This window comes from Virgibacillus carmonensis (assembly GCF_057836705.1).
This window is the reverse complement of the sequence record NZ_JBYQFJ010000013.1, coordinates 57127-82930: the sequence shown is the minus strand read 5'-3', so window position 1 is coordinate 82930 and position 25804 is coordinate 57127. Positions and strand designations below refer to the sequence as shown.

General features: G+C 37.1%; 32 protein-coding genes and 2 riboswitches. Of the genes, 12 read left to right on the top strand and 20 right to left on the bottom strand.

The genetic code is table 11. The annotated features are described in order from the left end of the window. Positions 1-29 precede the first annotated feature (29 nt). The 4 genes from AC3G7N_RS12045 to AC3G7N_RS12030 form a co-directional block, all read right to left on the bottom strand. Positions 30-839: a MetQ/NlpA family ABC transporter substrate-binding protein gene (locus tag AC3G7N_RS12045; protein WP_089531754.1), complete on the bottom strand. Its 810-nt coding sequence runs from the start codon at positions 837-839 to the stop codon at positions 30-32. Between the two features lie 44 nt (positions 840-883). Next, complete coding sequence (locus AC3G7N_RS12040; RefSeq protein WP_489422401.1) at positions 884-1534, bottom strand: methionine ABC transporter permease; 651 nt, start codon at positions 1532-1534, stop codon at positions 884-886. Next, the gene (locus AC3G7N_RS12035) at positions 1524-2555 is read right to left on the bottom strand and encodes a methionine ABC transporter ATP-binding protein (RefSeq protein ID WP_489422400.1); all 1032 of its coding nucleotides are present in this window, start codon (positions 2553-2555) and stop codon (positions 1524-1526) included. Before AC3G7N_RS12035 ends, AC3G7N_RS12040 begins: the two co-directional genes overlap by 11 nt. Before the next feature lie 71 nt (positions 2556-2626). Next, positions 2627-2730: riboswitch (SAM riboswitch) on the bottom strand. A gap of 103 nt (positions 2731-2833) precedes the next feature. Next, a riboswitch (SAM riboswitch) is annotated at positions 2834-2937 on the bottom strand. An 80-nt stretch (positions 2938-3017) separates the two neighbouring features. Continuing rightward, on the bottom strand, positions 3018-4076 hold the full coding sequence (locus AC3G7N_RS12030; RefSeq protein WP_489422399.1) for a M20/M25/M40 family metallo-hydrolase: 1059 nt from the start codon (positions 4074-4076) through the stop codon (positions 3018-3020). A gap of 133 nt (positions 4077-4209) precedes the next feature. Between AC3G7N_RS12030 and AC3G7N_RS12025 the strand changes: the two genes are divergently transcribed. Together AC3G7N_RS12025 and AC3G7N_RS12020 are read left to right on the top strand one after the other, a co-directional pair. Beyond that, complete coding sequence (locus tag AC3G7N_RS12025) at positions 4210-4758, top strand: thioredoxin family protein (RefSeq protein ID WP_489422398.1); 549 nt, start codon at positions 4210-4212, stop codon at positions 4756-4758. A 120-nt stretch (positions 4759-4878) separates the two neighbouring features. After that, positions 4879-5883: a potassium channel family protein gene (locus AC3G7N_RS12020; protein WP_489422397.1), complete on the top strand. Its 1005-nt coding sequence runs from the start codon at positions 4879-4881 to the stop codon at positions 5881-5883. Here the strand turns inward: AC3G7N_RS12020 and AC3G7N_RS12015 are convergent. Next, positions 5863-6273 (bottom strand): YugN family protein, encoded by a 411-nt coding sequence (locus tag AC3G7N_RS12015; protein ID WP_489422396.1) that lies wholly within the window; start codon positions 6271-6273, stop codon positions 5863-5865. The genes AC3G7N_RS12020 and AC3G7N_RS12015 overlap by 21 nt on opposite strands. Positions 6274-6374: 101 nt before the next feature. Between AC3G7N_RS12015 and yugI the strand changes: the two genes are divergently transcribed. The 3 genes from yugI to AC3G7N_RS12000 all read left to right on the top strand — a co-directional run bounded on the left by yugI (position 6375) and on the right by AC3G7N_RS12000 (position 9730). After that, the gene (gene yugI / locus AC3G7N_RS12010; protein WP_489422395.1) at positions 6375-6764 is read left to right on the top strand and encodes a S1 domain-containing post-transcriptional regulator GSP13; all 390 of its coding nucleotides are present in this window, start codon (positions 6375-6377) and stop codon (positions 6762-6764) included. A gap of 218 nt (positions 6765-6982) precedes the next feature. Next, positions 6983-8329 (top strand): glucose-6-phosphate isomerase, encoded by a 1347-nt coding sequence (locus AC3G7N_RS12005; protein ID WP_489422394.1) that lies wholly within the window; start codon positions 6983-6985, stop codon positions 8327-8329. Positions 8330-8560: 231 nt separating this feature from the next. After that, a complete protein-coding gene (locus tag AC3G7N_RS12000) occupies positions 8561-9730 on the top strand; it encodes a MalY/PatB family protein (protein ID WP_489422393.1) in 1170 nt (389 codons plus the stop codon). A 36-nt stretch (positions 9731-9766) separates the two neighbouring features. Here the strand turns inward: AC3G7N_RS12000 and AC3G7N_RS11995 are convergent, their stop codons facing one another. Both AC3G7N_RS11995 and AC3G7N_RS11990 read right to left on the bottom strand, forming a co-directional pair. Then, on the bottom strand, positions 9767-10345 hold the full coding sequence (locus AC3G7N_RS11995; RefSeq protein WP_489422392.1) for a superoxide dismutase family protein: 579 nt from the start codon (positions 10343-10345) through the stop codon (positions 9767-9769). Positions 10346-10462: 117 nt separating this feature from the next. Beyond that, a complete protein-coding gene (locus AC3G7N_RS11990) occupies positions 10463-10681 on the bottom strand; it encodes a hypothetical protein (protein WP_489422391.1) in 219 nt (72 codons plus the stop codon). Between the two features lie 165 nt (positions 10682-10846). Between AC3G7N_RS11990 and kapB the strand changes: the two genes are divergently transcribed. Further along, entirely contained in the window at positions 10847-11224 is a 378-nt protein-coding gene (kapB, locus tag AC3G7N_RS11985; RefSeq protein WP_489422390.1) for a kinase-associated lipoprotein KapB, read from the top strand. 49 nt (positions 11225-11273) lie between these two features. On the opposite strand, the gene AC3G7N_RS11980 is transcribed toward kapB, so the two are convergent. The 3 genes from AC3G7N_RS11980 to AC3G7N_RS11970 form a co-directional block, all read right to left on the bottom strand. Next, positions 11274-12452, bottom strand: a complete 1179-nt coding sequence (locus tag AC3G7N_RS11980; protein ID WP_489422389.1) for a cation:proton antiporter — start codon at positions 12450-12452, stop codon at positions 11274-11276. 6 nt (positions 12453-12458) lie between these two features. Beyond that, positions 12459-12956 carry a cation:proton antiporter regulatory subunit gene (locus tag AC3G7N_RS11975; RefSeq protein WP_489422388.1) on the bottom strand — a complete coding sequence of 166 codons (498 nt, stop codon included), beginning with the start codon at positions 12954-12956 and terminating at the stop codon, positions 12459-12461. A 312-nt stretch (positions 12957-13268) separates the two neighbouring features. Continuing rightward, on the bottom strand, positions 13269-13532 hold the full coding sequence (locus AC3G7N_RS11970; RefSeq protein WP_489422387.1) for a phosphocarrier protein HPr: 264 nt from the start codon (positions 13530-13532) through the stop codon (positions 13269-13271). A 207-nt stretch (positions 13533-13739) separates the two neighbouring features. Between AC3G7N_RS11970 and deoD the strand changes: the two genes are divergently transcribed. From deoD to AC3G7N_RS11955, 3 genes are all read left to right on the top strand, one after another. After that, on the top strand, positions 13740-14447 hold the full coding sequence (gene deoD / locus AC3G7N_RS11965; RefSeq protein ID WP_489422386.1) for a purine-nucleoside phosphorylase: 708 nt from the start codon (positions 13740-13742) through the stop codon (positions 14445-14447). 116 nt (positions 14448-14563) lie between these two features. Then, on the top strand, positions 14564-15157 hold the full coding sequence (locus AC3G7N_RS11960; protein WP_489422385.1) for a biotin transporter BioY: 594 nt from the start codon (positions 14564-14566) through the stop codon (positions 15155-15157). A gap of 176 nt (positions 15158-15333) precedes the next feature. Beyond that, positions 15334-15807: a divergent PAP2 family protein gene (locus AC3G7N_RS11955; protein ID WP_489422384.1), complete on the top strand. Its 474-nt coding sequence runs from the start codon at positions 15334-15336 to the stop codon at positions 15805-15807. 270 nt (positions 15808-16077) lie between these two features. On the opposite strand, the gene spsC is transcribed toward AC3G7N_RS11955, so the two are convergent. From spsC to AC3G7N_RS11940, 3 genes are all read right to left on the bottom strand, one after another. Then, on the bottom strand, positions 16078-16767 hold the full coding sequence (gene spsC, locus AC3G7N_RS11950) for a stationary phase survival protein SpsC (protein WP_489422383.1): 690 nt from the start codon (positions 16765-16767) through the stop codon (positions 16078-16080). 218 nt (positions 16768-16985) lie between these two features. Then, positions 16986-17297 carry a YuiB family protein gene (locus AC3G7N_RS11945; protein WP_489422382.1) on the bottom strand — a complete coding sequence of 104 codons (312 nt, stop codon included), beginning with the start codon at positions 17295-17297 and terminating at the stop codon, positions 16986-16988. A 99-nt stretch (positions 17298-17396) separates the two neighbouring features. Then, a complete protein-coding gene (locus AC3G7N_RS11940) occupies positions 17397-18617 on the bottom strand; it encodes an NAD(P)/FAD-dependent oxidoreductase (RefSeq protein WP_489422381.1) in 1221 nt (406 codons plus the stop codon). Between the two features lie 315 nt (positions 18618-18932). Between AC3G7N_RS11940 and AC3G7N_RS11935 the strand changes: the two genes are divergently transcribed. After that, positions 18933-19916, top strand: coding sequence for an NAD(P)/FAD-dependent oxidoreductase (locus tag AC3G7N_RS11935; protein WP_489422380.1), 984 nt, complete (start codon positions 18933-18935; stop codon positions 19914-19916). 95 nt (positions 19917-20011) lie between these two features. Here the strand turns inward: AC3G7N_RS11935 and AC3G7N_RS11930 are convergent, their stop codons facing one another. From AC3G7N_RS11930 to AC3G7N_RS11910, 5 genes are all read right to left on the bottom strand, one after another. Next, a complete protein-coding gene (locus AC3G7N_RS11930; RefSeq protein ID WP_489422379.1) occupies positions 20012-20500 on the bottom strand; it encodes a CBO0543 family protein in 489 nt (162 codons plus the stop codon). 192 nt (positions 20501-20692) lie between these two features. After that, positions 20693-20815: a hypothetical protein gene (locus AC3G7N_RS11925; RefSeq protein ID WP_489422378.1), complete on the bottom strand. Its 123-nt coding sequence runs from the start codon at positions 20813-20815 to the stop codon at positions 20693-20695. A 206-nt stretch (positions 20816-21021) separates the two neighbouring features. Further along, positions 21022-21378 carry a HesB/IscA family protein gene (locus tag AC3G7N_RS11920; protein WP_489422377.1) on the bottom strand — a complete coding sequence of 119 codons (357 nt, stop codon included), beginning with the start codon at positions 21376-21378 and terminating at the stop codon, positions 21022-21024. Positions 21379-21422: 44 nt separating this feature from the next. Next, complete coding sequence (gene dapF, locus AC3G7N_RS11915; RefSeq protein WP_489422420.1) at positions 21423-22283, bottom strand: diaminopimelate epimerase; 861 nt, start codon at positions 22281-22283, stop codon at positions 21423-21425. A 14-nt stretch (positions 22284-22297) separates the two neighbouring features. Beyond that, positions 22298-22627 (bottom strand): YuzD family protein, encoded by a 330-nt coding sequence (locus AC3G7N_RS11910; RefSeq protein ID WP_489422376.1) that lies wholly within the window; start codon positions 22625-22627, stop codon positions 22298-22300. 152 nt (positions 22628-22779) lie between these two features. Here AC3G7N_RS11910 and AC3G7N_RS11905 point away from each other — a divergent pair, with 152 nt between their 5' ends. Continuing rightward, entirely contained in the window at positions 22780-23004 is a 225-nt protein-coding gene (locus AC3G7N_RS11905) for a NifU family protein (RefSeq protein WP_089531729.1), read from the top strand. A 410-nt stretch (positions 23005-23414) separates the two neighbouring features. Here the strand turns inward: AC3G7N_RS11905 and AC3G7N_RS11900 are convergent, their stop codons facing one another. Beyond that, positions 23415-24389, bottom strand: coding sequence for a protein kinase family protein (locus tag AC3G7N_RS11900; protein ID WP_489422375.1), 975 nt, complete (start codon positions 24387-24389; stop codon positions 23415-23417). Between the two features lie 77 nt (positions 24390-24466). Here AC3G7N_RS11900 and AC3G7N_RS11895 point away from each other — a divergent pair, with 77 nt between their 5' ends. After that, complete coding sequence (locus tag AC3G7N_RS11895; RefSeq protein WP_489422374.1) at positions 24467-24979, top strand: phosphatidylglycerophosphatase A family protein; 513 nt, start codon at positions 24467-24469, stop codon at positions 24977-24979. Between the two features lie 57 nt (positions 24980-25036). On the opposite strand, the gene AC3G7N_RS11890 is transcribed toward AC3G7N_RS11895, so the two are convergent. Further along, positions 25037-25798 carry a TIGR01457 family HAD-type hydrolase gene (locus AC3G7N_RS11890; RefSeq protein WP_489422373.1) on the bottom strand — a complete coding sequence of 254 codons (762 nt, stop codon included), beginning with the start codon at positions 25796-25798 and terminating at the stop codon, positions 25037-25039. Positions 25799-25804: the final 6 nt, after the last annotated feature.

The following is a 25804-nucleotide window of genomic DNA, read 5'->3' as shown; positions in this document are numbered from 1 at the left end:
TTATCATTTGGTGACTTTGTGAACACCCTCTACCAGCCAATATTACTTAACGGTACAAATGTTGGTATCTGATTTCCATCATACTCTTTTTGGATTAACTCCTTTACTTCTTCTGATTGATAAATATCTGCTAGCTTCTGCAGTGTTTTGTCATCTTTGTTTTTTTCTTGAACGGCAATAATATTTATATATGGTGTAGCTGTTTCATTTTCATGAAAAATAGAATCGCCTAATGGACTAAATCCAGCATCAACTGCAATACCATTATTAATAATAGATGCAGCTACATCTGGTAAGACCCTTGGAGTTTGAGCAGCCACAAGTGTTTCAAACTTTAAATTTTTTGGGTTTTCTACAATCTTATCTACTGAACCATTACCATCAAAATTTTCTTCTAATTTAATTAAACCAGCTGACTGAAGGAGTAATAATGCACGTCCCATATTTGTTGCTTCCTTTGGTAAGGCAATTGACGAACCTTCTGGAATTTCTTCAGGTGAATCATATTTATCGGAATAAAGACCCATTGGCGCTATAACTGTAGTTGCAATTGGTACTAAATCCAAATCATGTTCTTTTATAAATGAATCGAAATAAGAAACTGTTTGAAAGGCATTCGCATCGATTTCCCCTTCAGCAAGTGCCAAGTTTGGTTGTACATAGTCGGAAAATTTAACGATTTCAACGTTAATTCCCTCTTCTTTCGCCTTTTCTGCAATAAAATCCCAAATCGTTGTGTCAGAGCCGCTAATTCCTACTGAAACAGTTGATTCGTCATTTGAGCAGGCACTAGTTATCACCGCTAAACTTATAAATAATAAAAGTCCAATTCTTTTCATGTTGTTTTATCCCCTTTTTGTCTAGTTCATTTTTTTGTGTTTTTTTATCTTCGCCTGATTTTTCTAGATAAAATATTTCCTGTCGTTTGTAATCCTTGCACCATTACGACAAGAATGGCTACTGTAATAATCATCACTACCGTATCGAATCGTTGGTATCCATATGTAATGGCTAAATCACCAAGTCCTCCTCCACCAATCGCACCAGCCATAGCGGAAGCGCCAACAAGTCCTATTGTTGCAATTGTTAATCCCAGTAGTAGTGAGCTTAATGCTTCTGGTATTAAAAAACGGGTAATGATTTGTCTCGGTGTCGCTCCCATCGATTGCGCTGCTTCCATCACACCAGGATCAACTTCTAACAGCGAGTTTTCTATCAACCTGGCAATATAAGGACCAGAAAATAAAACCATTGGGACGATTGCCGCAGCAGTTCCTATCGAGGTTCCAACGATCAACCTGGTAAATGGTATAACTACCACAAGAAGGATAATAAACGGTATAGAACGGAACAAGTTCACGATTGTATTTAGTACACTAAAAACGGCAGCGTTCTCCCATAAATGTCCTTTACGTGTTACAACTAATAAAATTCCGAGCGGCAATCCGATTACCGTAGCAAAAATTAATGAAAATGCAACCATTGTAATGGTCTCTCCTAATGCTACAATAATTTGATCAAAGTCAACTAACATCCTCTAGCACCTCCTTGATTGTTACTTCTTGCTGGTTGATATGCATAATAACTCTACTAATCTCTTTCGCCGAACCCTCAAACTTCACAATCAAATTACCAAGGGATGTTCCTTGTAATTCTGTTATACTACCAAACAACACATTTACTTCTACATCGAATTTTTTCGCTATTTGTGATAAAAGTGGATGTCCAGCCGATTCACCGACAAACACAATCCGATAAATCTGATTGGTAGCTTCTTGCGCTCGAATTAATCGGTAAACTGATTCTGGTATCTCATCATGCATGACTGTGCTAACGAAATTATGAGCAGTTTTTGTTTTTGGTTGAGCAAACACATCAAAAGTTGATCCAGATTCAATCACCTTTCCACTTTCTAGCACTGCGACCTTATCGCAGATTTCCCGGATGACTCCCATCTCATGTGTAATGATTAAAATCGTGATTTTATACTCCTGATTTATTTTTTTCAACAGTTTTAAAATGTCATTTGTCGTCTGCGGATCAAGCGCTGATGTTGCTTCATCACACAATAATACGGATGGCTTTGTTGCTAATGCCCGTGCAATTCCTACTCGTTGTTTTTGCCCACCTGAAAGTTGGTCTGGATAATTATCTGCCTTATCACGTAACCCAACAAAATCTAACATCTCGAAAACTCTTTTTTTTACTTCTTCCTTTGGTGTCTTCATTAGCAGTAATGGCATTGCCACGTTTGTAAAAACTGTTTTTGAATTCAGGAGGTTAAAGTGTTGAAAAATCATTCCAATATTTCGCTTTGCTTCACGTAGTTCTTTTGGCGTAAGACTGAGTAAGTCCTGATTGTTTACAATTACTTTTCCTGATGTTGGACGTTCGAGCAGATTCACACAGCGTACTAACGAGCTTTTTCCAGCCCCACTAAAACCAATCACCCCGTATATTTCACCTTTTTCGATATGTAAGTCAACATCGTCTAATGCTTTTACTTGTGTTCCGTTACCTTGATAAACCTTCGTTACGTTCTCAAAAGTAATCATATTTTCCCTCCTTAAAATGCAAAAATGCCTCTTCTTAATAAAATAAGAAGAGGCATCATAAAACTTCCCTCTTCTCATCTATCAAGCTTACTGCTTGCTGGAATTGGCACGTTACTAAAAAAAGTACGCTGCCGAGGTATCGTAGGGCCAGTCCCTCCACCTCTCTAGATAAGAAGTTGCTATTCAGTTTTTAAATAAAGCGAAGGCGACTGTTTAAGAATTAAAAAAATCCCTCCTTATGATAATAAGAAGAGATTTGGATATACATCCGCCCACTCTTCTTATTTTTCAAGCTAATGCTTGTTGGATTTAGCACAGTACTTTTAAAAGTCCGTTGCCGAGGTATCGCAGGGCCAAGTCCCTCCACCTCTCTGAATAAGAAGTTCACTATTTAATTACTTAATACAATACTACCGTCATGAAATTTTGTCAAACAGTTTTTTCACTATTTTATAATTTTTCTCAGTCTTCTAATGGGTTTAAACTTTCTTCACCGGTTAAATTGGCTATCATCGTCACAAGTAGCTCAATTTCTTCATCAATATCCTCATAGCTAGCTGTTTCTACAGGTGAATGCATGTACCGTAATGGTAGTGAAACAAGTGATACTGGCACACCACGCCCTGTTAAACGCATTTTGTCGGCATCTGTGCCTGTCATTCTTGGTGTTAACTCATATTGTATATCCATATTTAAGTCTTTAGCCGTTTTTTCAAGCAGTTTATTAATTTTGATGTTTATCGGTGCTCCTTTAGCAAGAACTGGACCGCCATCTAAACAAACATCACCATGCTTATTTTTATCAACGGCTGGATAGTCCGTTGCAAAGGTAACGTCACAAGCGATTGCCATCGTTGGTTCGATTCCTGCAGCGGCAAAATAGGCTCCACCCATATTTGTTTCTTCATTCACCGTACTAGCAGCGTACACTCCTACTTTACAGCCTTGATCAGCCAATCGCTTTAGAACTTCTGCAACAATAAATGAACCTGTGCGGTTATCCAAACCACGGCCTGCTATATAACGATCCATTAATGGTTCCGGATCTGTTTTATATACGGCAAGATCTCCTATTTGCACATATTTTCCCATCTCTTCTTTAGATCTACATCCACAATCAATAAATAAATCTTCAAGTCCAAATTCATTTTTAAGACCGCCGTGGTGCTGTGCATTCACACCGATAACACCAGTCACTGTTTTTTCATAGCCTAGTATTGTAACTTTCATTCCTACTGCAGCTTTTGGGTTAATTCCTCCCATTTTATCAAAATGCAAAAACCCTTTTTCATCGATACGATTTATTACTAATGCAATTTCATCACAATGCCCTGCGAGTAAAACCTTAAAGGGTGCATCTGGGTTTAGAACACCAATTGCGTTACCCGCATTATCCGTGCGAATCTCATCGGCAAAATCTTGAACATAGTTTATCCATTTCTTCTGAATATGCATTTCATTACTTGATGGTGACGGTGTTTTTAATAATTCTAATAGAAAATTTCTGTTTGCTTGTTCCATTAAAAGTTCCTCCTACTAAATTTATTCTCCTATAATCATAGCAAATTTTATTGCGGTAAGCACTTTTGTTTACGAACCATGTCTAGTTGGGTAAAATTTGACAAAGACTTGTATACAAAGGAGAGAAATTTGAATGACGTTAAATGAGTGGTATGAAAAAGGAATGTCACCTGACGCATATATCGAATCAATGGAAAAACATAAAGAAAATTTAATACATATTTATGATCACTTCACGGTTCCAAATGATGAGGAATTTTTCCAACATGTAAGTAGAAAGCGGCTTCGAGTGTTGGTTTTGACGGAAGATTGGTGTGGAGATGCCATGTTAAATGTACCAATTTTATTGCGTATCGCCGAGTATACCAATATGGAAGTGGCTTTGTTTCCGAGAGACGCGAATTTAGAACTCATGGATCAGTATCTTACGAACGGAAAATCAAAATCCATACCAATATTTGTTTTCATCGATGAAGCAGGTAATGAAGTAGCAAAGTGGGGACCTCGAGCAGACAAGATTCAACAATTTCTTGATGATTCTCGTACAAATTTACCTAATAAGGACGCTGATGACTACAAAGAAAAGCTCAACGAAATGCTACTCTTCATGACAAAATCATTTCGCGATAACACTGATTTCTGGGATGAAGTATATCAAAGCATTAAAAAAACAATACAATAACCCTGAATTGAAAAAGGCATCCTGCTTGGATGTCTTTTTTTACGTTTATTCGTCCATACTGTAAGAAAAAAGAAAGCATTAGCTAAACATTAAAAAATAACTATAAATAAAGGTGAAATCATGCGTATTGAACTATTTAAACACATATATTTCCGGTTACCAATTATTCTGAGGCTATTGATTTCTGTATTTCTACTCATGCTCTCGTTTGGCGCTATCATCCACTTTGTTGAGCCAAATGAATTTCCGACCATTTTTGATGGTGTTTGGTGGGCATTTGTAACGGGAGCGACAGTTGGGTATGGTGATTATGTACCGTTAACAGTTCCTGGAAAGGTTATAGGTATTTTGTTGATTCTATCGGGTGGTGGACTACTTACTTTTTATATTACGACTGTATCAGCGGAAACCATTAAACATGAAAGTAGTTTATCTAAAGGAAAAGTTACATACAAAGGAAGTGATCATATCATTATTGTTGGCTGGAATGAGCGTACCAGACAACTTATCGATATCATCATATCCAAGGATAAACTTACCCAAATTGTTCTCATTGACCACAGCTTACAGCAGCTACCTTATCAAGAAATACCTGTACACTTTATACATGGTGATGCTAGTGAAGATGAGACACTTTTAAAAGCAAACATAGACAAAGCCAAATCTGTTTTAGTAACGGCAGATACGACGAAAAAGGAAAAACAAGCTGATCATCACACAGTTTTGACGACAGTGGCCATGAGAGGAAATAACCAGTCGGTGACTTTAATTGCAGAAATTTTATCGGTCAAGCAACTTGATAATGCATTGCGAGCAGGTGCTACCTCTGTCGTTCAACCAAATAACTTTTTAAGTAGTATGCTCTATCATGAGCTTTTTTTCCCTGAAACGAATAGTCCAATCGAATTAGTGACAACTCTTCTAGAGAATCAACAGTTTATAAAACGTACGCTTCCAGCTGATTTAGTGAACAAATCGTATATGAACGGTGTCGTCTATTTTCTTGAAGGACACCAGCTTTTAATTGGCGTAATCCGCAACGATAAATGGCGTATAAATCCATCACCTGACTTCTCTTTAAGATCAGGTGATGCTGTAATTACATTATCTGCTTGGAATAAGTAATCCTTCCACTTTCTTCACCATATCTTTTCCTATATCTATATATTCAGGTGGTAAATCTGCATCAGGATTGGAAGGTGATTGAAATTGATCCACTGCACCTCTTAACGCTCCACTTTCTCCTGTCTCATCAGTTCCCTTCTGGTATTGATGGGCCAGCAAGAATGGTTTATCAACACGAACTGTAACCCCTGGATAATCAAGTGACCCTGCTACAGCATAAAACGGGATTCGCAAAAAATAATAGGTTTCCTTGTTATCAATTAAATAGTCAAAATAACCACTATCGTAATCCCAGTTCGAACCGATGACAAACCCCTCTGGTTTTAATAATTCCTCCAGGACATATAAGGAGAAAATTGTACTTTCGATATTAGACTCTATAGGAACCATTTTTATCTTCCTTTCAAATTTTTTTGCTTGAATCCACAATTTGTGCTAAAATGTTATATTGTGTGAAAAGAATCGAATTAAAGGCATAGGAGTTGTTCAGCATGACAGACAAGTTTGAGACTGGTCAAGTTATAGAAGGAAAAGTTACAGGAATTCAACCATACGGCGCATTTGTCGCCTTAGATGATGAAACACAAGGGTTAGTTCATATTTCTGAAGTTACGCACGGTTACGTGAAAGATATTAATGATCACTTAACAGTCGGTGATGACGTAAATGTTAAAGTATTGAACGTAGATTCTGAAAGGAATAAAGTATCATTATCTATCCGCGCTACAGAAGAGGCACCAAAGAAGCAAACAAAAGCACCTAGAAAACAACCTGTTCAACAACAGCAACAGGATAGTTCAGCTGGTTTTAACACATTAAAAGATAAGCTAGAAGAATGGATTGAACAATCCGAAGAGCGAGAAGAAACATACAAAAATTAATTTAAATAAGAGGCACCTTAACCAATTACTCACTATGCAACTAGGATAATTTGGTAGAGTAAGCCTCTTTTTTTTGTATCTTTGACTCTTAAGACTTATTTCCTCATTTATCATTCCTTGTTATTTTTTCCGCTTAATTAAAATATATGCATGCTCGTTCTTGATTTCACCTCGTTATTTCAGGTAAAGTAAAATGAGTATTTAATAGGAGGCATAGCATGACACACATTAGTTTTTCTTATAAAAAAGCAATTTCTTTTCTAAATGAAAACGAACTGAACCAAATGAAGGAATATGTTTCTGTTGCACATCATGCATTACATAATAAATCTGGTGCAGGTAATGACTTTTTAGGGTGGTTAGACTTACCTAATATGTTTAATCAAGATGAATTTAAACGAATAAAAGCAAGCGCTGAAAAGATTAAAAGTGACTCTGACGTGCTGCTTGTAATTGGAATAGGTGGTTCTTACTTAGGCGCTCGTGCAGCTATTGAAATGTTAAGCCATTCTTTTTCCCACTTATTGAACAAACAAGAACGGAAAGCTCCTCAGATTATTTTTGTTGGACATCACATTAGTTCGACATATATGCAAGAATTGCTTGACGTCCTAAGGGATAAAGATGTTTCGATAAATATTATTTCCAAAAGCGGAACAACAACGGAACCAGCGATTGCTTTCCGTGTTTTTCGCGATTTTCTAGAGACGAAATACGGAGAAAATGAAGCGAAAAAACGAATTTATGCAACCACTGATAAAGAAAAAGGTGCACTAAAAAAACTTGCAACTGAAGAAGATTTCGAAAGCTTTGTTATTCCAGATGATGTCGGAGGACGTTATTCGGTTTTAACAGCTGTCGGATTATTACCAATTGCTGCAAGCGGGATTTCCATTGATGACATGATGGAAGGCGCCAGACAGGCTACAAACGATTTGGCCGAGGAAACGCTTGAAAAAAATCCTGCATATCAATATGCGGCTGTACGTAATGCGTTGTACAAGAAAGGAAAGACCATTGAAATGTTGGTCAATTATGAGCCACAACTTCAATACGTTGCTGAGTGGTGGAAGCAACTATTTGGCGAAAGTGAAGGAAAAGATCAAAAAGGGATATTCCCCGCTTCAGCCAACTTTACTACTGATTTACACTCATTGGGTCAATATATTCAAGATGGCAGACGCGATTTGTTTGAAACGGTTTTACATGTCAATTCATCTAAAAAGGAAATAACCGTAAAAGAAGACAAACAAAATTTAGATGGTTTGAATTACTTAACAGGGAAAACGCTTCATGAAATAAATGATAAAGCATACCAAGGTACCATGATTGCCCACAATGACGGGAATGTTCCGAACTTAGTCATTGAATTACCAGCACTTGATTCGTATACATTTGGGTACATGGTTTACTTTTTTGAGAAAGCTTGTGCCATTAGTGGTTACTTATTAGGAGTCAATCCATTTGATCAACCGGGTGTGGAGGCATACAAGAAAAATATGTTTGCTCTCTTAGGAAAACCTGGATTTGAAGACGAAAAAGAAGAATTAGAAAAACGCATCTAGAAATTGCCAAAATGTGTTTAAATTTTCTACGACGGGGTAATACTTATAGTGTAAGACTTTCTCGTATTCCCCCTGTTAGCAAGGCGTATAGCGCTTTGCTTTTTTTTACGTAAGGAAACACCAGTATAAGAAAAACTTCGCCATTCACTATTAAGGACGAAGCGACTGGTGAGTTTTTCTAATGATCTTTTTTCAATGATTCGATATACTAAAATAGAGGGAGGTTTTCATATGATAAATTTTACTGATATACATAATCGTAGGCAAACAAGATCCGTTAAATGGGATATTCTTCAAACTGTGTTTCAATCAGAGGACGTGCTTCCAATGTGGGTTGCAGACATGGATTTTCAAACACCCCAGCCAGTGATAGACGCATTAGTGGACCGTTCCAAGCACGGGATTTTCGGTTATACCATCCTTGATAACAGTGTGAAAGGCACCATTGCAAATTGGTTAGAAAGACGCCACAATTGGTTAATTGACACAGATTGGCTCTCATTCAGCCCCGGGGTTGTTGCTAGTATACATATGGCAATTCAGGCTTTCACTGAGCCAAAAGACAAGGTGCTAATTCAGACCCCAGTATATACACCTTTTTATAATGTCATTAAAAAGCATGACCGGGAAGTCGTAAAAAATACGTTAATTTATAAAAATAACTCGTATCAGATAGACTTCAAAGACTTTGAGGAAAAACTTAAAAGTGGTGTGAAAATATTTATCTTATGTTCTCCACATAATCCGGTGGGAAGGGTTTGGCATCAAGAGGAATTAAGAAAAATGGCTGATCTCTGTTTAGCTTATAATGTATTAATGATAAGCGATGAAATACATGGTGATTTAACTTTTCCAGGGAATAAACACACCCCACTCGCATCTTTATCAGAAGAAATCAGTCAACAAACCATAACATTTATGTCACCATCTAAAACATTTAATTTAGCTGGTTTGCAGGCGTCCTATATTATCACTACTGATAAGGAAAAACGGGCAATCCTTACTGACCAATTAGAAAGTCAAGGTCATCATATGCTGAACACCATGGGTAACGTTGCTCTGGAAACTGCATATTTATATGGTGATGCCTGGCTTGATGAATTACGAAATGTTCTACAAGACCATCGCAATTATGTTGCAGATATGTTTAATCATCATACCAACGAACTAAAAGTTGTTGATTCAGAAGGAACCTATTTATTATGGATAGATTGCAGTGGACTTGATTTAGATGACAAATCATTAAAAAACTTTATGATTGAAAAAGCAAAAGTCGGACTTAATACAGGAATTGAATACGGTGATGAAGGTAAACAGTTTATGCGCATGAATATTGCTTGCCCAAAAGCTACACTTGAAGACGGAGTAAAGCGGATTGTCGAAGCTGTTCGATCTAAATAATAAACGCTGCTTATACTGAAAAGTATAAGCAACGCTTTATTTTTTATTTTTTTCGATGTTTTCAGTTGGATCTGTTGGAGATTCCTTGGACCCCTTATTTGTTTCCAGCTTAATTTCACCGCAAATTAATCGCTCTCCAGAATCGCCACTGGGTTGACTAACTCCATCATCCATATCACTATGAATAATGAGTGACTTTCCTTGTTCTTTGAATAGAGATGTCTTTCCTTCTAACAATGTTGCACCTGCCAGCATTAATTCAACATCTACTACCCCACTCGAATCCGCTTCTACGTTTGGCAAATCACCTAAGTGTGGTCCCTTAGGATGCATTGCACCATGGTCCTTGCCTTCAGGATTTAAGTGATTTCCCGCACTCTTAAAATCTGGCCCTTTACATTTTGGAAATTCATGAACATGAATCCCGTGTAATCCAGGCGTCAACCCTTCTACCTTTACCTTTACTGATACACCCTCTGGTTGTTCCCTAAGCGTAGCAGTTCCAACCATATCACCAGCAGGATTATACATATCAACTTTTAATGTAGTCCGGCCATCACTCTGACATCCTATAAGAAAAATTAACACTAGTACAATCATAACATTACGTATCATTCTCAGATCCTCCAGTGGTGTTTTTTACTAGTATCAACCAAAAAGGATCAATGTAAACTTGGATTTAATATACAAAAAAACTACTATTCCTATCTGGATGTAGTAGTTTTCCGAAGTTCACTCACTTTTATTACCTTCGCCATTTTGGTTCGTATTATCATTAGTTGGCTTTGTTTCATTTAAATTAAATTTTTCATTAATCCGTTTTTCTTCTTTCTTAGATTGTTTATAAAAAAAATACATCGTTACAGCTGCGCCAATCATAAAAATGAGTAAGGTTATCACTGCAGGAATATATTCCGTCTTGTCCTCTGGAAAATAAAGAAACTCCATCATAGGTGCTCACGCCTTTCGACATAATTATACCAAATACACGTTTTCCCTTAAACCTATACGTTATTTGTTCATAAAGATGACATATAAGAAAGGCTAGTTTATTGAAGTTTATCAGATTTAACGTAAAATAGAGGCATAACTATTTTTAATGTGGAGGTTATATCTATGTCAGAGACACAAGTCGGACACGTAGTTCGAGCGCATTATAACTCAGGAATATATATTGGGGAAGTAATAGAGGACCGCGGTGATCGTTTTCTGATCAAAGTATTGGCTGTTCACAAACATCCGATGCAAGGTGATCTACATAACCCAGGCAAGGTGGAAGATGTATTTTTCCATGAAAGAAAAGCACTGTCTTACAATGAGAAAATGAATGTTGCCAAACCAGCAGTCCACCCTTTTGAAGGAGAACTGCCTGTATATAAAGCGTCACTTGAAAAGTCCATTAATAAACTAAAAGACAAACTCGCCTACAAAGATACACCCTTTAATAAAAAAGCTCTAAAAACGCTAGAAGGATTGGAAGAAAAGCATTATTAAAAGAAAAACGGCCAAGCTCAATGAATGAGCATGGCCGTTTTTCGTGTACTTAAACAGTTGGAACCTTTAAGTCTTTCTTTTTCTTAACAGGTTTGCCATATATTTTTGTCGTGATTTTGTTAGCATAGCTAAACAGAAGCATACCAATAAATGCTGATAAGATAATGTAAATCCCACCAAATATCTTTATAGTACCAAGAGCAATACTGGCTATAACCACCGAGAATTCTCCCCTCGCACAAAGCGATAAACCTGCTCGTAGTGATACCCGTTTAGATAATCCATATAACCTTCCACCGATAATTCCAACAAGTACTTTGGCGATAACCGACCATATAAGGAGCGTAACTAGTAGGAGTGGCATTGGTATACCGGAACCTATGTCAATGGTTGTACCAAAGTAAACGAAAAATGTAGGTAACAGCAAATTTTTAACTGGGGTTACTGTACTTTCAACACGCTCAATCTTACCAATTTCCGCAAGCATTACACCTGCAAGAAATGCACCTAAGACCTCTGAAAGCCCTAACAACAGTGCTAAACCTCCAAACGAAACTGCTATACCTACCAATAACGCAATTTTAAAGTCTTCATCATCAATCCGTAGTAAAAACTTTTCAAAGTGCTTAAATACTGTTTTGCCGAGAATAATTGCAATTAATCCAAGTCCAATAATTTTGCCTATCAACAGGAATAAATCGCTACTGCTAAACGCATCACCAGCACTAAGCGCTAGTAATATCGCAACAACAATTGGGGCAATAAGATCTTCAAATATAAGGATTCCTAAGACGAATTCAGTCTCAGCATTCGCCATTCTTCCCTTGTCATCCAACAGTTTTGCCGTTATTGACGAACTAGTTGCATATGTAATTCCACCAATCAGGAATGCACTAAACCAATCTAAACCAAATCCAAAGGCGATTATCATCGAAACACCTAAGCTGAGCACCATGTCAAGTATCCCTGAACTCCAAATCCTTTTTGCAATCGAACCTAAACGCTTGGTACTAAATTCTAATCCAAGTAAAAAGAATAACAATACAATCGCTACTTCACTTGAAAAATGTAGTATTTCATTATGTGTTAATAACCCTGCTAAAACAATTCCAAGTAAGATATATAAAATAACACTAGGAAATTTTGTCTTTAATCCTATATAGCCTAAAATGAATATTCCGAGTAAAACAAGTCCGGCACCTAATAGTATGGGAAACTCACTTAACAAGCCAACTTATTCCTCTCCCTGGCATAGCTTTGATAAAGATGATATCTGTTCCTCTTTCCCAACAGACATCAGGATATCTCCAGGCTTCAATGTCGTATCAGATTCGGGTATTGCAATTACATCGTCGCCATGGACGATTCCTATAATTGTTGCGCCGGTTTTATTTCTAACATCAGATTCTTCTATCGTTTTATTAACAAGTGATGACTTTTCTTTCACTTTAATATAGTCCACAATGATTTGACGTTTAAACATACGAATTTTTTCAATATCCACAGGTTGATAGGTCGCACCAAGTAATTGAGCAGCTATTTCACGGGTTTCTTCAGGTGTTAAGTCCATTGCAAAATCTGCCTCTTCACTCTCACTATCATCAAAAAAATATAATTCTCTTTTTCCAGTATGATGAACGATTATAACGAGCATGTCATCTTCTGATGTTTTCATCGAAATTTTCTGTCCAATCCCTGGTAACTGTGATACGGAAATATTCAATACTTTCACCTCTACTATGCGTATTTTTTAAGAACAAAAGCGCAAGCGCCCGTAATTGCCGTATGACCTATGCCCACGCAACGTGGGTAGTTCGATGTCGCTCATGCTTTGTGGCGGTTTTAATCGAACCTCCTTTTTTCTATGAGATAAAGGAAACACGAAGAGCGTAAGCGATTAAGGACGTTCGACTATGTCGAACTGTTATTGTAAGGAGGAGCCGGAAGGGCACTAGGCAATGGGCGCTGGAGCTAGACAGACTTTCGTTTATACTTTCTTTACTCTAAATAAAAAGCTAGAGTTAATTAGCTCTAGCTTCTTTGTTTATTCACCTAAATGTTCTTTAATAACTTCTGCAACACCAGCTAATGCTTCTTCTTCGTCGCCGCCTGTAGCAGCAACTTTAACTTCTGCACCTTTTGGAACACCTAAAGACATAACACCCATGATTGACTTGAGATTAACTGTTTTACCATTATACGTAACCTCAACCTCTGATTCAAATTGTCCCGCTTTATTAACCAACAACGTTGCAGGACGCGCATGTACACCAGTATCTGCAGTAATTGTAAATGTTTGTTCTTTCATTTTTCTTCATCCTTTCCATAATAGCATGATCACTATTTGAATTTACATTCTGTATGTAAAAAGTAAACTAACTATATTATATACAATTTTGCAGCTGAATGAAAACAAAAACAGTAAACATTGTAACTTGCGATAAATTTGTTTTTCACAAAACGTTGTGATAACGTTATTTTGTAAATTAAAAGATTTTAAACAGGAGGAAAATAAATGAGTGTACATATAGGTGCTAGTAAAAATGATATTGCTGATAAAATACTCTTACCAGGAGATCCATTACGTGCGAAATATATTGCAGAAACATTTTTGGAGGATGTAACGCAATACAATGAGGTTCGTGGAATGTATGGTTATACTGGAACATATCAAGGCGAACGTGTATCCGTTCAAGGAACAGGCATGGGCGTCCCATCGATATCTATCTACGTAAATGAACTAATTCAAAGCTATGATGTTCAAAAATTAATTCGAGTAGGTACATGCGGCGCCATTCAAAAGGATGTAAAAGTTCGTGACGTAATCTTAGCACAAGGTGCAACGACAGACTCTCAAATCAACCGCATGGTTTTTAATGGTATTGATTATGCCCCTCTTGCTGACTTTGATTTATTAAAGAAAGCATACGATGTTGGAACAGACAAAGGCATGAATCTGCGCGTAGGTAATGTATTTACAAGCGATACATTCTATCGGGACAATGCAAAGGAACTAAATGAATTGTTAGCGAAATACAAAGTGTTAGCAATTGAAATGGAAACATCAGCACTATACACACTTGCTGCAAAATACGATCGTCAAGCTCTATCTGTTCTTACGGTTTCCGATCATATTTTGACAGGGGAAGAAACATCTTCAGAGGAACGCCAAACGACATTTAATGAAATGATGATTGTCGCGTTGGAAGCTGCTATTAAATAAGTAATGAACTACCGGTGGATTTTATTATCTGCCGGTTTTTATTGTAAACTAAACTAAAATACAGTTGACAATACTCCTTTCCCTGTTTATTATAATGAGGAAAGGTGGAAGAATCGATGAATCAATTACGTACAGTAGATATAACGTTTGGTGCAGTGTTTGTGTGCTTGATGGCTATTGGTGCTAATATAGCAGTTTGGTTTCCAATGCTGGCAATTCCTATCGGTGGCGCATCAGTACCATTGTCCTTGCAAACATTTTTTGCTATCCTGGCAGGACTGATGCTTGGTAAAAAACTAGGTTCTATTTCAATGATTACATATACTCTCGTGGGTGTAGCCGGTGTACCCGTTTTTGCAAATATGAGTGCAGGGCCAATGGCTATAGTCAGTCCTACAGGCGGTTTTATTATTTCGTTTGCTTTCATAGCGTTTTTTGTAGGTTGGGTTTCAGAAGCAACTAAGAAACCCTCTGTTCCTATATACACAATCGCAGCACTTATTGGATTAGTATTAAATTATGCAATTGGTGTATCGTACATGTACCTTGCAATGAATACATGGTTAGCACTAGATATCTCTTATACAGTCGCATGGGTTAGTATGATCCCTTTTATTGTAAAAGATACAGCACTTGCATGTTTAGCAGCAGTATTCATGGTAACTTTAGCAAAACGTATTCCAATGAGATGGACATCTGCAAGAGCATAAGTTATCTCTCCTCTGGATCATTTTTACAATGATCCTTTTTTAATTCCAACAAGTAACTTCATGAATTATGTCCTCTCATATGATAAAATAACCATATATATATACGTAGAATACATATACTATCCGTAATAAGATTTGCATCATGTAAAAAGTACAGAAAGGATGACCATCCATTCATGGACTTGTTTTTAAATTTCCCTTTATGGGCTGCATTAGCAGCAATTATTTTTGCTCAAGTTGTTAAAATTCCTATACGATTCATTATTACGAGAGAATTTAAGCCAGATCTTGCTTTTAGCACTGGTGGAATGCCGAGCAGTCATTCTGCCGCTGTCGCTGCACTTTCAACTGGAGTAGGTATTGTTGACGGTGTTTCATCAACAACTTTTGCTATAGCCTGTGTCTTTAGCATCATCATTATGTTTGACGCATCAGGGGTACGGAGACAAGCTGGCGAACAAGCTGTGCTTTTAAATCAATTAATGAAAGATTTCAATCATTTTGTTGAAGGCGCAAAAGACTGGAACAAAAAAGAGGAGTATGAAAAGCGAAAAGAATTAAAAGAACTACTTGGTCACCAGCCAATCGAAGTGTTTTTTGGTGGTGTTTCAGGAATTGGCATCGCATTTTTACTACATCTTTTATACTAAGAAAAGCGGATGCGCCTGCTTAGTGACGTACAGACTGGACTGACCTGTGTGAGATATAGGAAAGCCAATGCCCTACAGGATGTAGGGTAGTTCGACGTTGCCACAGGACGTGGCGGTCTTAGTCGAACCTCCTCCTTAATTGTGCTTGATTTATTGAAACACAGGGAAGGAAGTCTGCTAGTCACTAGGCTGCAGCTAGACAATAGAAAAGCGGATGCGCCTGTATATTGGCACCTCCGCTTTTTTGTCCTAATTAGCTATTGTTACTTATTAACTTTTAATAATTTGATCTCGGAATACTTGCAATGCTTCGTTATTATTTAGTTCTATTAATTCTTCTTCTGTTAAAGATCCGTCACCCATTTCAACAATATAGACCTCCACCTCTTTTTTACCCCAATGCTCGTATACATCCGCAACAGTGTGATAATAAAGGTCGATTTTATGGCCATTGATGGCGCTACCTTTATCGGCAACTACCCCAAAACCATAATCAGGAATCCACATAATAGTTCCAATAGGATAAACATCTAAATCTGCTGCAATAGTAGAATACAAATCTCTTTTTACTTGCACTCCAGAAAACGTAACACCGTACATTGGATGATCAGGTGTTTTTCCTGTTGATTCTATACCTGCAGTATAGCCTGTTGCGAGTAATGTTGTACTAGGATATTGCTCGAAATTCATTGTTTCCTCAATTGTTTCCGGTCCGTCAATTTCTTCACTGGAAATATAACTTTCCTTTTCCTTCTCAAAGTTTAACGTTTTTTCCTTTAAAGCTATGTCTCTCTGTTTAAAAGAATTGTTACCACGAGAAGAGACTTCCTGAGACTTTTGTTCTGCCCACACTTGAACATCCTCAAAAGTAACATTCGAAATGGATGAAAATGTAGCGTAAATTGCACCAAAGAATAATAGAACCATTGCACTTTTCCGTAAAAATTTTCTTGTTTTCATTGATAACACCTCACTGGATGTCATCATTTCCAATATATTTGAATTTTATTCACTTTTCTATTAAAAGTGCGTGTTCAAAAAGTCGGCAAATTAGAAACAAGAAGTTCAAGGCGCGAAGATTTTGAGGACCGGAACGTATGCTTTTAATACGTGAGGACCGGAAAAACTAAGCAACGAAGAAATTCGCCGTTTATCATTTGGTGACTTTTTGAACATCCCTAAAACATTTGATACCCGCTTTTCCTTAAAAGCTTAATAACTATTCCTGAAACAATTGTGCCTATAAATCCAGAACTTAAAATAATTATATCAACTGGAGTAATTTCCATAAGTTTAGCAAATGCTATAGAAAAAGAACCTGTCAAATCTGTAAAATAAGCCCCTGTTGATAAATCATCGACGATTATTAATACGATAAATGGGTATAAACAAGCCATTAGCCAAGTTCGGCGCAGTAGCATATTTAGTATAAATGCTAGTCCAAAAAATATTACTAAAAATAATAAGACGGACATAATAAGTTGAACCACTGATGTATCCTCCCTTGCACAATCTTAATCACAATTTACATTTTATAGTAAAACGTTAAAAAAGCAAAGGCAGCAACTTAGCCTTTGCTCGGTATTATTTTAATAAAAAATATTAAATTTTCCTTTTTTAATTAATAATCCAGGTCCGCCTAACTTAAGCAAATAGCGATTATCAATAATTTTTTTCATTACAGTAGCTTTAAAACCGAATAACTTGCGGTCATTCAAGACTACTCCAATTGCATCATCATGACCAAGCGAGGCTACTGTACCCAATATTTTTGGTTCAAAGCTCTCTACTTCTCCGCTTTCAGTGGCTATTGCCTTCACATTATGTGAAACAGCCTCTGCCATTTGAATGGCAATTTGTGCGGTTGGTGGGAATGGGCGCCCACTATCTTCGTTCATGATAAGTGCGCAATCACCTACTACAAAAACATTATCGTGATCTGGAGCGCGCATGTCGTTACGTACTTCAATTTTTCCACGATTCGTTTCAAATCCTGATGCCTCAACGATAGAGTTAGCACGTACTCCAGCTGCCCAAACGGTAGTCATCGTTGAAATTTCTTCTAGCTTGCCATCCCTTTCAAAGACAATACCATCTGCTTTACATTCCTTCAGTAATGCACCTGTTTTAAATTCAATTCCACGTGATTCTAAAGAATTCATCGCATATTCCACTAGATCAGGATCAAATCCTGGTAAAACAGTAGGTGCGCCTTCCACATTAATGATACGAACTTTATTTTTATCAATATCAAACTCTTTACATAACTCAGGAATACGATTGGCTAGCTCCCCCAGAAACTCAATTCCTGTAAAACCTCCACCGCCAACGACAATATTTAGACGGGCCTCATTTGGTTCTTTTTCATTATTATACATCGCAAAGTTGTATTCAATATGTTCTCTTATTAACCGTGCACTATTTATGCTACCTATTGTGAAAGCATGTTCATCGAGCCCGGGAATTCCAAATGTTGCAGATTCAAACCCTAAAGCAATTATTAAATAATCATAGTAAAGTTCACCATTTTTCAGCTTAACTTTTTTCTCATCAGGTTTAATAGAAACCACAGTATCTTTAACAAAGTTAACCTTGTTCATGTTAATTACTTCTTTTATCTCAATACGTGTACGATCATGGTGCAATGTTCCCGCAGCATTTTCATGTAACCATGTAGTTTGGTAATGGTAGTCATGCTTGTTTACCAGTGTAATATTTGCTTCATTTACCCCTAAGGACTTCTGTAAGTTTACAGTTGCGATCATCCCACCATATCCTGCACCTAAAACAACAATACTAGGCTTCTTCATTTCTCTCATCACTTCCATCTATATAATTTCGTTCCAATTTATAAATTACGTATGTGACATACTTCACGTATTAGTGCATAAAAAAAGAGCCGAATCATTTATGAATTTGTAACACAATCGTAATATAATATCTAAAACCAATCTTAGCCGTTTTGACCCATTCTTTCAACCCTTATTTTTATGTTATAAAATTTAATTTTTTCGTTCTTTTATCGTTTATAATCCTGCTCGATGTATAAATACACAATGTATAACGGTTTGTGATATTATAGGCATAATGAAAAAATGAATTAGTTAAAAATGGGGGAATTTACCATGACAGATAAACTTTACGATGTAACAATAATTGGAGCGGGCCCAGTTGGATTGTTCACCGCATTCTATGGTGGTATGAGACAAGCAAGCGTTAAAATAATAGAAAGTTTACCACATACTGGTGGACAGCTAACCGCCTTATATCCGGAAAAATATATATATGATATTGCTGGTTTTCCGAAAGTACGTGCTCAGGAGCTAGTTGACAATCTCGAAGAACAAGCAAACATGTTTGATCCTACTATTGTCTTGGAACAAGCAATTGAAAAAGTTGAACGGATGGAAGATAACACATTTAAGTTAACTTCAGATAAAGAGGTTCATTACTCAAAGACCATTATTATTACAGCGGGGAATGGCGCATTTCAGCCTCGTCGTCTAAATGTTGGTGAATGCGATCAGTTTGAAGGAATAAACCTTCATTATCATGTAAAAGAAATGAATCATTATAAGGATCAAAATGTTGTCCTATTAGGCGGAGGCGATTCCGCTGTAGACTGGGCGCTTATGCTAGAGCCAATAGCCAAAAGCGTCACACTCGTTCATCGTCGGGACAAGTTCAGGGCACATGAACATAGTGTAGAGAAGTTAATGTCTTCAAATGTTAACGTCATTACTCCCTTTTCGCCAACCGATATCGTTGGAAAGGATCGGATTGAACAACTGATCCTGCAGGAAGTTAAGGGGGATAAAGAAATTGTCCTGGATGTCGATTCCTTATTATGTAACTATGGCTTTGTTTCGTCGTTAGGCCCAATTAAAGAATGGGACCTAGAAATCGATAAAAACAGTATCGTCGTTAATTCTAAAATGGAAACAAATATCCCAGGCATTTATGCTGCTGGTGACATTTGCACCTATCTTGGCAAAGTTAAATTAATTGCAACTGGGTTCGGTGAAGGCCCAACAGCTATTAACAATGCCAAATCATACATTGATCCAAAAGCACGCCTACAACCGAAGCATTCAACTAGTATGTTTTAATAATAGAGATTAAGCCCGTGCGACCGTCGCATGGGCTTTTTTTGATGAACGATTGGCTCCGATAATATGTAGCAAAAAATGGAGAGCTTACCCAATTATTTTGCATGTCCAGTGTTTGAATATATTTTCTTAAAGAACCATTTATAATATAAACGTGTCAAAAAGAAAGTTATAAATAAAGTTACCCAAGTCCAGTACCAAGACCAATGAATATACTTAATTAAATTAGTATTTATTTCAAGTATCTTCTCAAAAACTGTAATGATTGAAGTATAAAGAGAATAGTAACCTAATTTAGCCATTTTACTTTTCCCCTCTGGATAGTGAACATGAAAGATGGCACAGATTGCAGGATATGCAAAAAATTCAAAGGTAAAACTTGCCTTGCTTGCATAATCAAACAACCTGACAGGATATTTAATCAGCCTCATTTCAACAATAATAAGACCAAACAACCATGTTATAAACTGCTTAATATGAAATGCTACTAAGGCATGAAGAATTTTATCTTTTGGAATAAATATTAAAAGGGCAGAGCTTATTACTATCCACATCGTTATTAGAATAATTTGTTCTATAGACATACAAACCTGCCCCTCCAAAATTACAGCCTATAATTGAGTATGCCCGTTATTCACCTCCAACATGTAGCCATAAAAAAGAAAGATGCTTTCTCTCCTCTTCTCTACCTAATTAGCCCTGTTGAGTTTTCGTAGTTATCGTTTAGCCAAGCCGAATATTCCAATATTTTTACGTAGTCTTTAATACTCCGATCTCTAATACCTTCCGTCCTCTTTTCTGCTAATGACAATGTCAATCGCATTTGTTTGTGTTAGGTTCGGATAATCCTTTGCTGGATCGGCTAACTTCTTAATTCCCTTACGTTTCTTTAACGACAAAAAAAGACCCCCCAACGATTAAATTTATCGCTAAGAAAGTCTTTCTATCGTTATTAACTACCACAAAACGTCCAGTTAACGGTTGTTTTATTTCGTTTGAACTGTCAATATGCTTGAATTTTCCAGCACAACCTTTACGCCTTGTGTACCTTTGGATTAGTGAATTACACTACGTTGAAAAAACTCCAATAACCGTTGTCATACCGTTAACACTTCTCCGGTGCGCCCGCGCGATCTTTCGCTTTAAATGAAGATCCACAACCACAACTTACAATTGCGTTCGGATTATCGATCGAAAATCCTCCGCCCATCATGTTTTGTTTAAAGTCAATTTTTGTTCCTTCTATAATCGGGATATCCTGCTTGAAAATAACAACGGGAACTCCATTTATCTCGTCTATCATATCTAATTCTTCGTTAACTTCATATTCAAATCCTAAAGAATAGGATAGGCCACTACAGCCTCCACCTTTTATACCAAAGCGTAAACGGACATCTTCTGATTCTTCTCGCATCATTTCTCTAATTTGGTCCACTGCAGTTTCTGTAATTGTAACAACCATGTCATGTCCCTCCTTTTATCATAAGTATACAAACTGTGTCTTCACTATTCAACTGATTGCTCTAAATAAAATGTTCCATCAGCAATGATTTCTGCTTCGCCTGTCATCCAAATGTTTCCATGAGCATCCCATTTTATTATGAGGTCTCCTCCACTAAGATGAACACAGATATCGGTTTCTTTTTGCATATGTCCATTTAATATAGCTGCAACAACTGCGGCACAAGCACCAGTACCGCAAGCCTCCGTAATACCCGATCCGCGCTCCCACACACGATAATTCATTTCAATAAGGGAGAGCACTTCTACAAATCCCGCATTTACCCTATCTGGAAAACGGGCATCATTTTCAATAGGTGGTCCTAAATCAGTGACTAACGCATCTTCTATTTTATCAACAAAAAATAATGCATGCGGGTTTCCCATGGACACAGCAGTCAACTTTAATTCAACGTCTCCAACTGTAAATGATTCAGCAATCACATGATCTTTTCCCTCACCAACCATGGGAATCAATTCCCGAGTAAGTCGTGGCTCTCCCATGTTAATTGACACAACACCATCCTTCACTAGAACTTCTGCATCAACCAATCCTGATTTTGTTTCAATTTGAAACCTCTCGTTATCCACCAATCCACGTTCATACGCATACCTTGCGACACAACGAAGTCCGTTACCACAGTTCCATCCTTCAGAACCATCTTTATTAAAAATACGCATCCCTACTGCACCCGTTTCACTTGGGTGAATTAAAATCAAACCATCTGACCCGATACCAGTATATATATTTGATGCTCTCCTGGCGATAACTGGATAGATCTCTTCTTCAAATTCTGTCTTAAAAAGATCCAGATATATATAATTATTTCCAAGTCCATGCATTTTTGTGAATGGAATTTTCATGATTTAGCCCCTTTTCGTTAGGATTGCAAAGGAACCTCATGTTTATCCAATGCTTGGTAGATTGTTTTTAAACGAGGAATCCCCTCTGCGACCATTTCTTCATTTACAAATACAATTGGGTAAAATAAATCTTCATCGAAAATACGTTCAACAAAATCAGCATGTTTTTCTTCTGTTTGCGATTCATTAATATTTATATAGGTGTAATCCACATCGTCGTCTATATACTTTCTCCCGATAGCCGCTTGAAGCCATTCATACGTATCTTTTGAACCTGGTGCACCTACACAACTAGCACATATTTGTTCCGCCCCATAGACGGTTATTACGACTTTTTCATTCCCCATGGTGAAACCTCCACAATTTTAGTTACTTTTATTTTACAAAATCTTTCATTAAAGATAAAATAAAAGCATCTAGTATTAAAGAAATGTTTTTTAGCAATAGATTTTTTTCACCATTCATCTTATAATGGTACTTAGAAAGGGGAAGATGGATAATGCAAGAACAAGTGCAAGAAGTCTTAAATAAATTACGCCCATTTTTACTACGTGACGGTGGAGATGTGGAGTTAATAGATGTTGATGAGAATGGCATTGTGCTTCTTCGTCTCATGGGTGCATGTGGGAACTGCCCTAGTTCTACCATCACGTTAAAAGCTGGAATCGAACGTGCGTTGATCGCTGAAGTTCCTGGAGTTAGAGAAATCGAACAAGTATTTTAATACCACATAGATTAAAGGCAAACAATGTTGTTTGCCTTTTTACTTTAGTCTGCTTTCTAAAAGATTGTTGTTATTAATTAAAAAAGTATTACTGTATAGGAAGTAAATGCACATCAGCAGTGGAAATATGCGAGACTCCTGCTTAGAAGAAAAAGCTACCAAGACCCCGCAAGCGAGGAACGAGTGTCTAGCTACGGCTCCTAGCGCCTAGCAAATAGTTAGTCATGATGAAAGTAGGGATAGATCACCCTACTATTCACATGCCTAACTATTTGTATGCCGCTGAGCAGTCGCCTTCGCTTTTCATAAGAGGTAGAGGGGGCTTGCGGCTTCCCCGCGGAAAGCGAGTATATTTCCACTGCGGCATTATATAACATAAAACCACAATTATTACTAAAAAGAGCCTTATTTTATAACCATTCAACTACAGGTATGTTCCATTCATCATGTCTTACACCGACTGTTTGGAAGAACTCTCCCATAAATTTTTCATAACGAATTTGTTTAAGTTCTAGATCAGTCAAACTCGATAATAACGAATCATATGAGGTTGAGGCAAAACCTTTTTCCATTAAGTCGAAAAAGTGAACAGGGTAAAGGAGACGCGCATATAATAATCGCCAACTAAAAACCGAAAGTGATCGTTCCTTTTGATAATCCTGCAAAAACTTCATTACATTCTCTATACTTTGTTCACCTTGATATAACAAACAATATCTAATATGTTCAGCCAGATCACGTACTGGATGATCGAATATAAAATTCCCATGCCAGATCACATCTCGATTACATTGATTCGAGTATCGTTTATACGCAATTGTCCCCTGATCACTTTCATGGAATCGATTATCAAATTCAGCCTCCTGCAAATATTGTATTGCATTTTCACTTATGCCAATAATATATGGGAACAAATCCGAAAGTTTTCGGTGGTAGGGTGATTGGTATAATGTATCATCCTGTTCCATTTTTTGTTCGAATGCTGTCAGTTTGTTAATCCATAGCTGCTTCCATTGTCCATAGCTTGTGAAGTCTTGTGGTTCAAATGGATAGCCTGCCCCGACACCATGTAAATGAGCCATTAATTGTCCGTGTGGCAGTTTCAAACTCCTGTCTAAAGGACGCATTTTCACAACCATATATTCTTCTCCCATAAACAATGTAGTCCATTCTCCGTTTATATTTTCAACTGGAACGGCTATATTGTATACACCGTTATCAAAAAGATAATAGGCTAAAGCTAGCTGTTCTATATGAATAGCTTCCTTGTTTTCAGCAGGAATGATAAAATAAATGTAATCGTTTCCTATAAATCCCTCCGCCCCATCTAGGAAACAAGTTCCTTCTGTTTGGATACCATAATAGGTAGCAAGTAAATTTTTCACATATTTCCCCCCTTATACATTTACAATAAGTGTATGTATAACAATTGGATAAAAATACGTAAGAATAGGTGATTTTAATGGATAAAAATACAAATCAAAGTCAATTAGAGTTAAAAGCGCGTGAGTGGCTAACAGAGCGTGGTGTCACATTAGATGATATCGCAGAGTTAGTTTACTATTTACAGGCAAAATACCATGAGGATTTAAGTATGGAAGATTGTCGTCATAATGTGGATTGCGTTATAACAAAACGTGAGGTTCAGAACGCAATTTTAACTGGAATTCAGTTGGATAAACTTGCAGAACAAAAAATGTTGGATTTCCCACTTCAGCAAACGATTGAAACAGATGAGAGTTTGTATGGTGTGGACGAAATAATTGCCCTCTCCATTGTTAACGTTTATGGATCGATTGGATTTACTAATTATGGCTATATTGATAAGCAAAAACCTGGAATCCTTGAGCGTTTAAATGATAAATCAACTGGCGAATGCCATACGTTTCTTGATGATATTGTCGGTGCAATAGCTGCAGCGGCCTCAAGCAGACTTGCACACGGGGTAAGAGATGCAAGCATGCTAGATGATTAATATAAAGAAAGCTGTCTAAATACGAGCTAAGGCTCGATTAGACAGCTTTTTTTATGGTTAAATCCATTCACTTAAACGCTGCACATGATACGTTGGTTTTTTTGGTAATGTTGGAAAGTCTTCAAATGGGGTTACACCCGTGAAAACCATCAAGGTGTCTACCCCTGCCTGAATTCCCGCCATAATATCTGTATAATAATTGTCGCCAACCATAAGTGTTTCATCTTGCGATAACCCAAGCTTCTTTAATGCCTGCTCCATAATGATTGGTTCAGGCTTTCCAATAAATACTGGCTCGACACCTGTACTAACAGTGATAACAGAAGTAAGTGCACCATTTCCAGGAACAAGGCCTCGCTCAGTAGGAATCGCTATATCACTATTCGTTGAAACAAACGCAGCTCCATTTCGCACGAATAGGCATGCCTTTGCTAGCTTTTCATATGTTATTTCACGGTCAATACCAAGAACCACAAAATCCGGTTCTTCATCAGTAATAAATAATCCTTGATCCTGAAGCGCTTCATGCAGCCCTTTTTCCCCAATCACATAAACACGGGCATGCTTATTCAGATTTACAATATAACTAGCCGTAGCCATGCTGGATGTAAATATATGATTTTCCGTCGCAGGTATATCCATATCAGTTAACTTATTCGCAATCTCTACCTGTGTTTTTGATGAATTGTTAGTAAGGAATAAGTGTGGAAGACCTTTTTCTTTTAAAAATTCAACAAATTCCTTAGCAGCCTGAATTCGTTCATTCCCCTGATACATCGTTCCATCTAAATCAACTAAATATCCTTGATAATTTTTCATTTTCAA

What these genes read in the sequence shown, in the direction of transcription:
- AC3G7N_RS12030 (WP_489422399.1), bottom strand. Translation starts at nt 4,076, where the DNA reads ATGGAACAAGCAAACAGAAATTTTCTATTAGAATTATTAAAAACACCG.
- AC3G7N_RS11960 (WP_489422385.1), top strand. Translation starts at nt 14,564, where the DNA reads ATGAATCAATTACGTACAGTAGATATAACGTTTGGTGCAGTGTTTGTG.
- AC3G7N_RS12040 (WP_489422401.1), bottom strand. Translation starts at nt 1,534, where the DNA reads ATGTTAGTTGACTTTGATCAAATTATTGTAGCATTAGGAGAGACCATT.
- AC3G7N_RS11995 (WP_489422392.1), bottom strand. Translation starts at nt 10,345, where the DNA reads ATGATACGTAATGTTATGATTGTACTAGTGTTAATTTTTCTTATAGGA.
- AC3G7N_RS11905 (WP_089531729.1), top strand. Translation starts at nt 22,780, where the DNA reads ATGCAAGAACAAGTGCAAGAAGTCTTAAATAAATTACGCCCATTTTTA.
- AC3G7N_RS12035 (WP_489422400.1), bottom strand. Translation starts at nt 2,555, where the DNA reads ATGATTACTTTTGAGAACGTAACGAAGGTTTATCAAGGTAACGGAACA.
- AC3G7N_RS12020 (WP_489422397.1), top strand. Translation starts at nt 4,879, where the DNA reads ATGCGTATTGAACTATTTAAACACATATATTTCCGGTTACCAATTATT.
- AC3G7N_RS11920 (WP_489422377.1), bottom strand. Translation starts at nt 21,378, where the DNA reads ATGGTTGTTACAATTACAGAAACTGCAGTGGACCAAATTAGAGAAATG.
- AC3G7N_RS11990 (WP_489422391.1), bottom strand. Translation starts at nt 10,681, where the DNA reads ATGATGGAGTTTCTTTATTTTCCAGAGGACAAGACGGAATATATTCCT.
- AC3G7N_RS12000 (WP_489422393.1), top strand. Translation starts at nt 8,561, where the DNA reads ATGATAAATTTTACTGATATACATAATCGTAGGCAAACAAGATCCGTT.
- AC3G7N_RS11970 (WP_489422387.1), bottom strand. Translation starts at nt 13,532, where the DNA reads ATGAAAGAACAAACATTTACAATTACTGCAGATACTGGTGTACATGCG.
- AC3G7N_RS11890 (WP_489422373.1), bottom strand. Translation starts at nt 25,798, where the DNA reads ATGAAAAATTATCAAGGATATTTAGTTGATTTAGATGGAACGATGTAT.
- spsC (WP_489422383.1), bottom strand. Translation starts at nt 16,767, where the DNA reads ATGAAAACAAGAAAATTTTTACGGAAAAGTGCAATGGTTCTATTATTC.
- AC3G7N_RS12015 (WP_489422396.1), bottom strand. Translation starts at nt 6,273, where the DNA reads ATGGTTCCTATAGAGTCTAATATCGAAAGTACAATTTTCTCCTTATAT.
- yugI (WP_489422395.1), top strand. Translation starts at nt 6,375, where the DNA reads ATGACAGACAAGTTTGAGACTGGTCAAGTTATAGAAGGAAAAGTTACA.
- AC3G7N_RS11895 (WP_489422374.1), top strand. Translation starts at nt 24,467, where the DNA reads ATGGATAAAAATACAAATCAAAGTCAATTAGAGTTAAAAGCGCGTGAG.
- kapB (WP_489422390.1), top strand. Translation starts at nt 10,847, where the DNA reads ATGTCAGAGACACAAGTCGGACACGTAGTTCGAGCGCATTATAACTCA.
- deoD (WP_489422386.1), top strand. Translation starts at nt 13,740, where the DNA reads ATGAGTGTACATATAGGTGCTAGTAAAAATGATATTGCTGATAAAATA.
- AC3G7N_RS12025 (WP_489422398.1), top strand. Translation starts at nt 4,210, where the DNA reads ATGACGTTAAATGAGTGGTATGAAAAAGGAATGTCACCTGACGCATAT.
- AC3G7N_RS11930 (WP_489422379.1), bottom strand. Translation starts at nt 20,500, where the DNA reads ATGTCTATAGAACAAATTATTCTAATAACGATGTGGATAGTAATAAGC.
- AC3G7N_RS11940 (WP_489422381.1), bottom strand. Translation starts at nt 18,617, where the DNA reads ATGAAGAAGCCTAGTATTGTTGTTTTAGGTGCAGGATATGGTGGGATG.
- AC3G7N_RS11955 (WP_489422384.1), top strand. Translation starts at nt 15,334, where the DNA reads ATGGACTTGTTTTTAAATTTCCCTTTATGGGCTGCATTAGCAGCAATT.
- AC3G7N_RS12005 (WP_489422394.1), top strand. Translation starts at nt 6,983, where the DNA reads ATGACACACATTAGTTTTTCTTATAAAAAAGCAATTTCTTTTCTAAAT.
- AC3G7N_RS12045 (WP_089531754.1), bottom strand. Translation starts at nt 839, where the DNA reads ATGAAAAGAATTGGACTTTTATTATTTATAAGTTTAGCGGTGATAACT.
- AC3G7N_RS11935 (WP_489422380.1), top strand. Translation starts at nt 18,933, where the DNA reads ATGACAGATAAACTTTACGATGTAACAATAATTGGAGCGGGCCCAGTT.
- AC3G7N_RS11910 (WP_489422376.1), bottom strand. Translation starts at nt 22,627, where the DNA reads ATGGGGAATGAAAAAGTCGTAATAACCGTCTATGGGGCGGAACAAATA.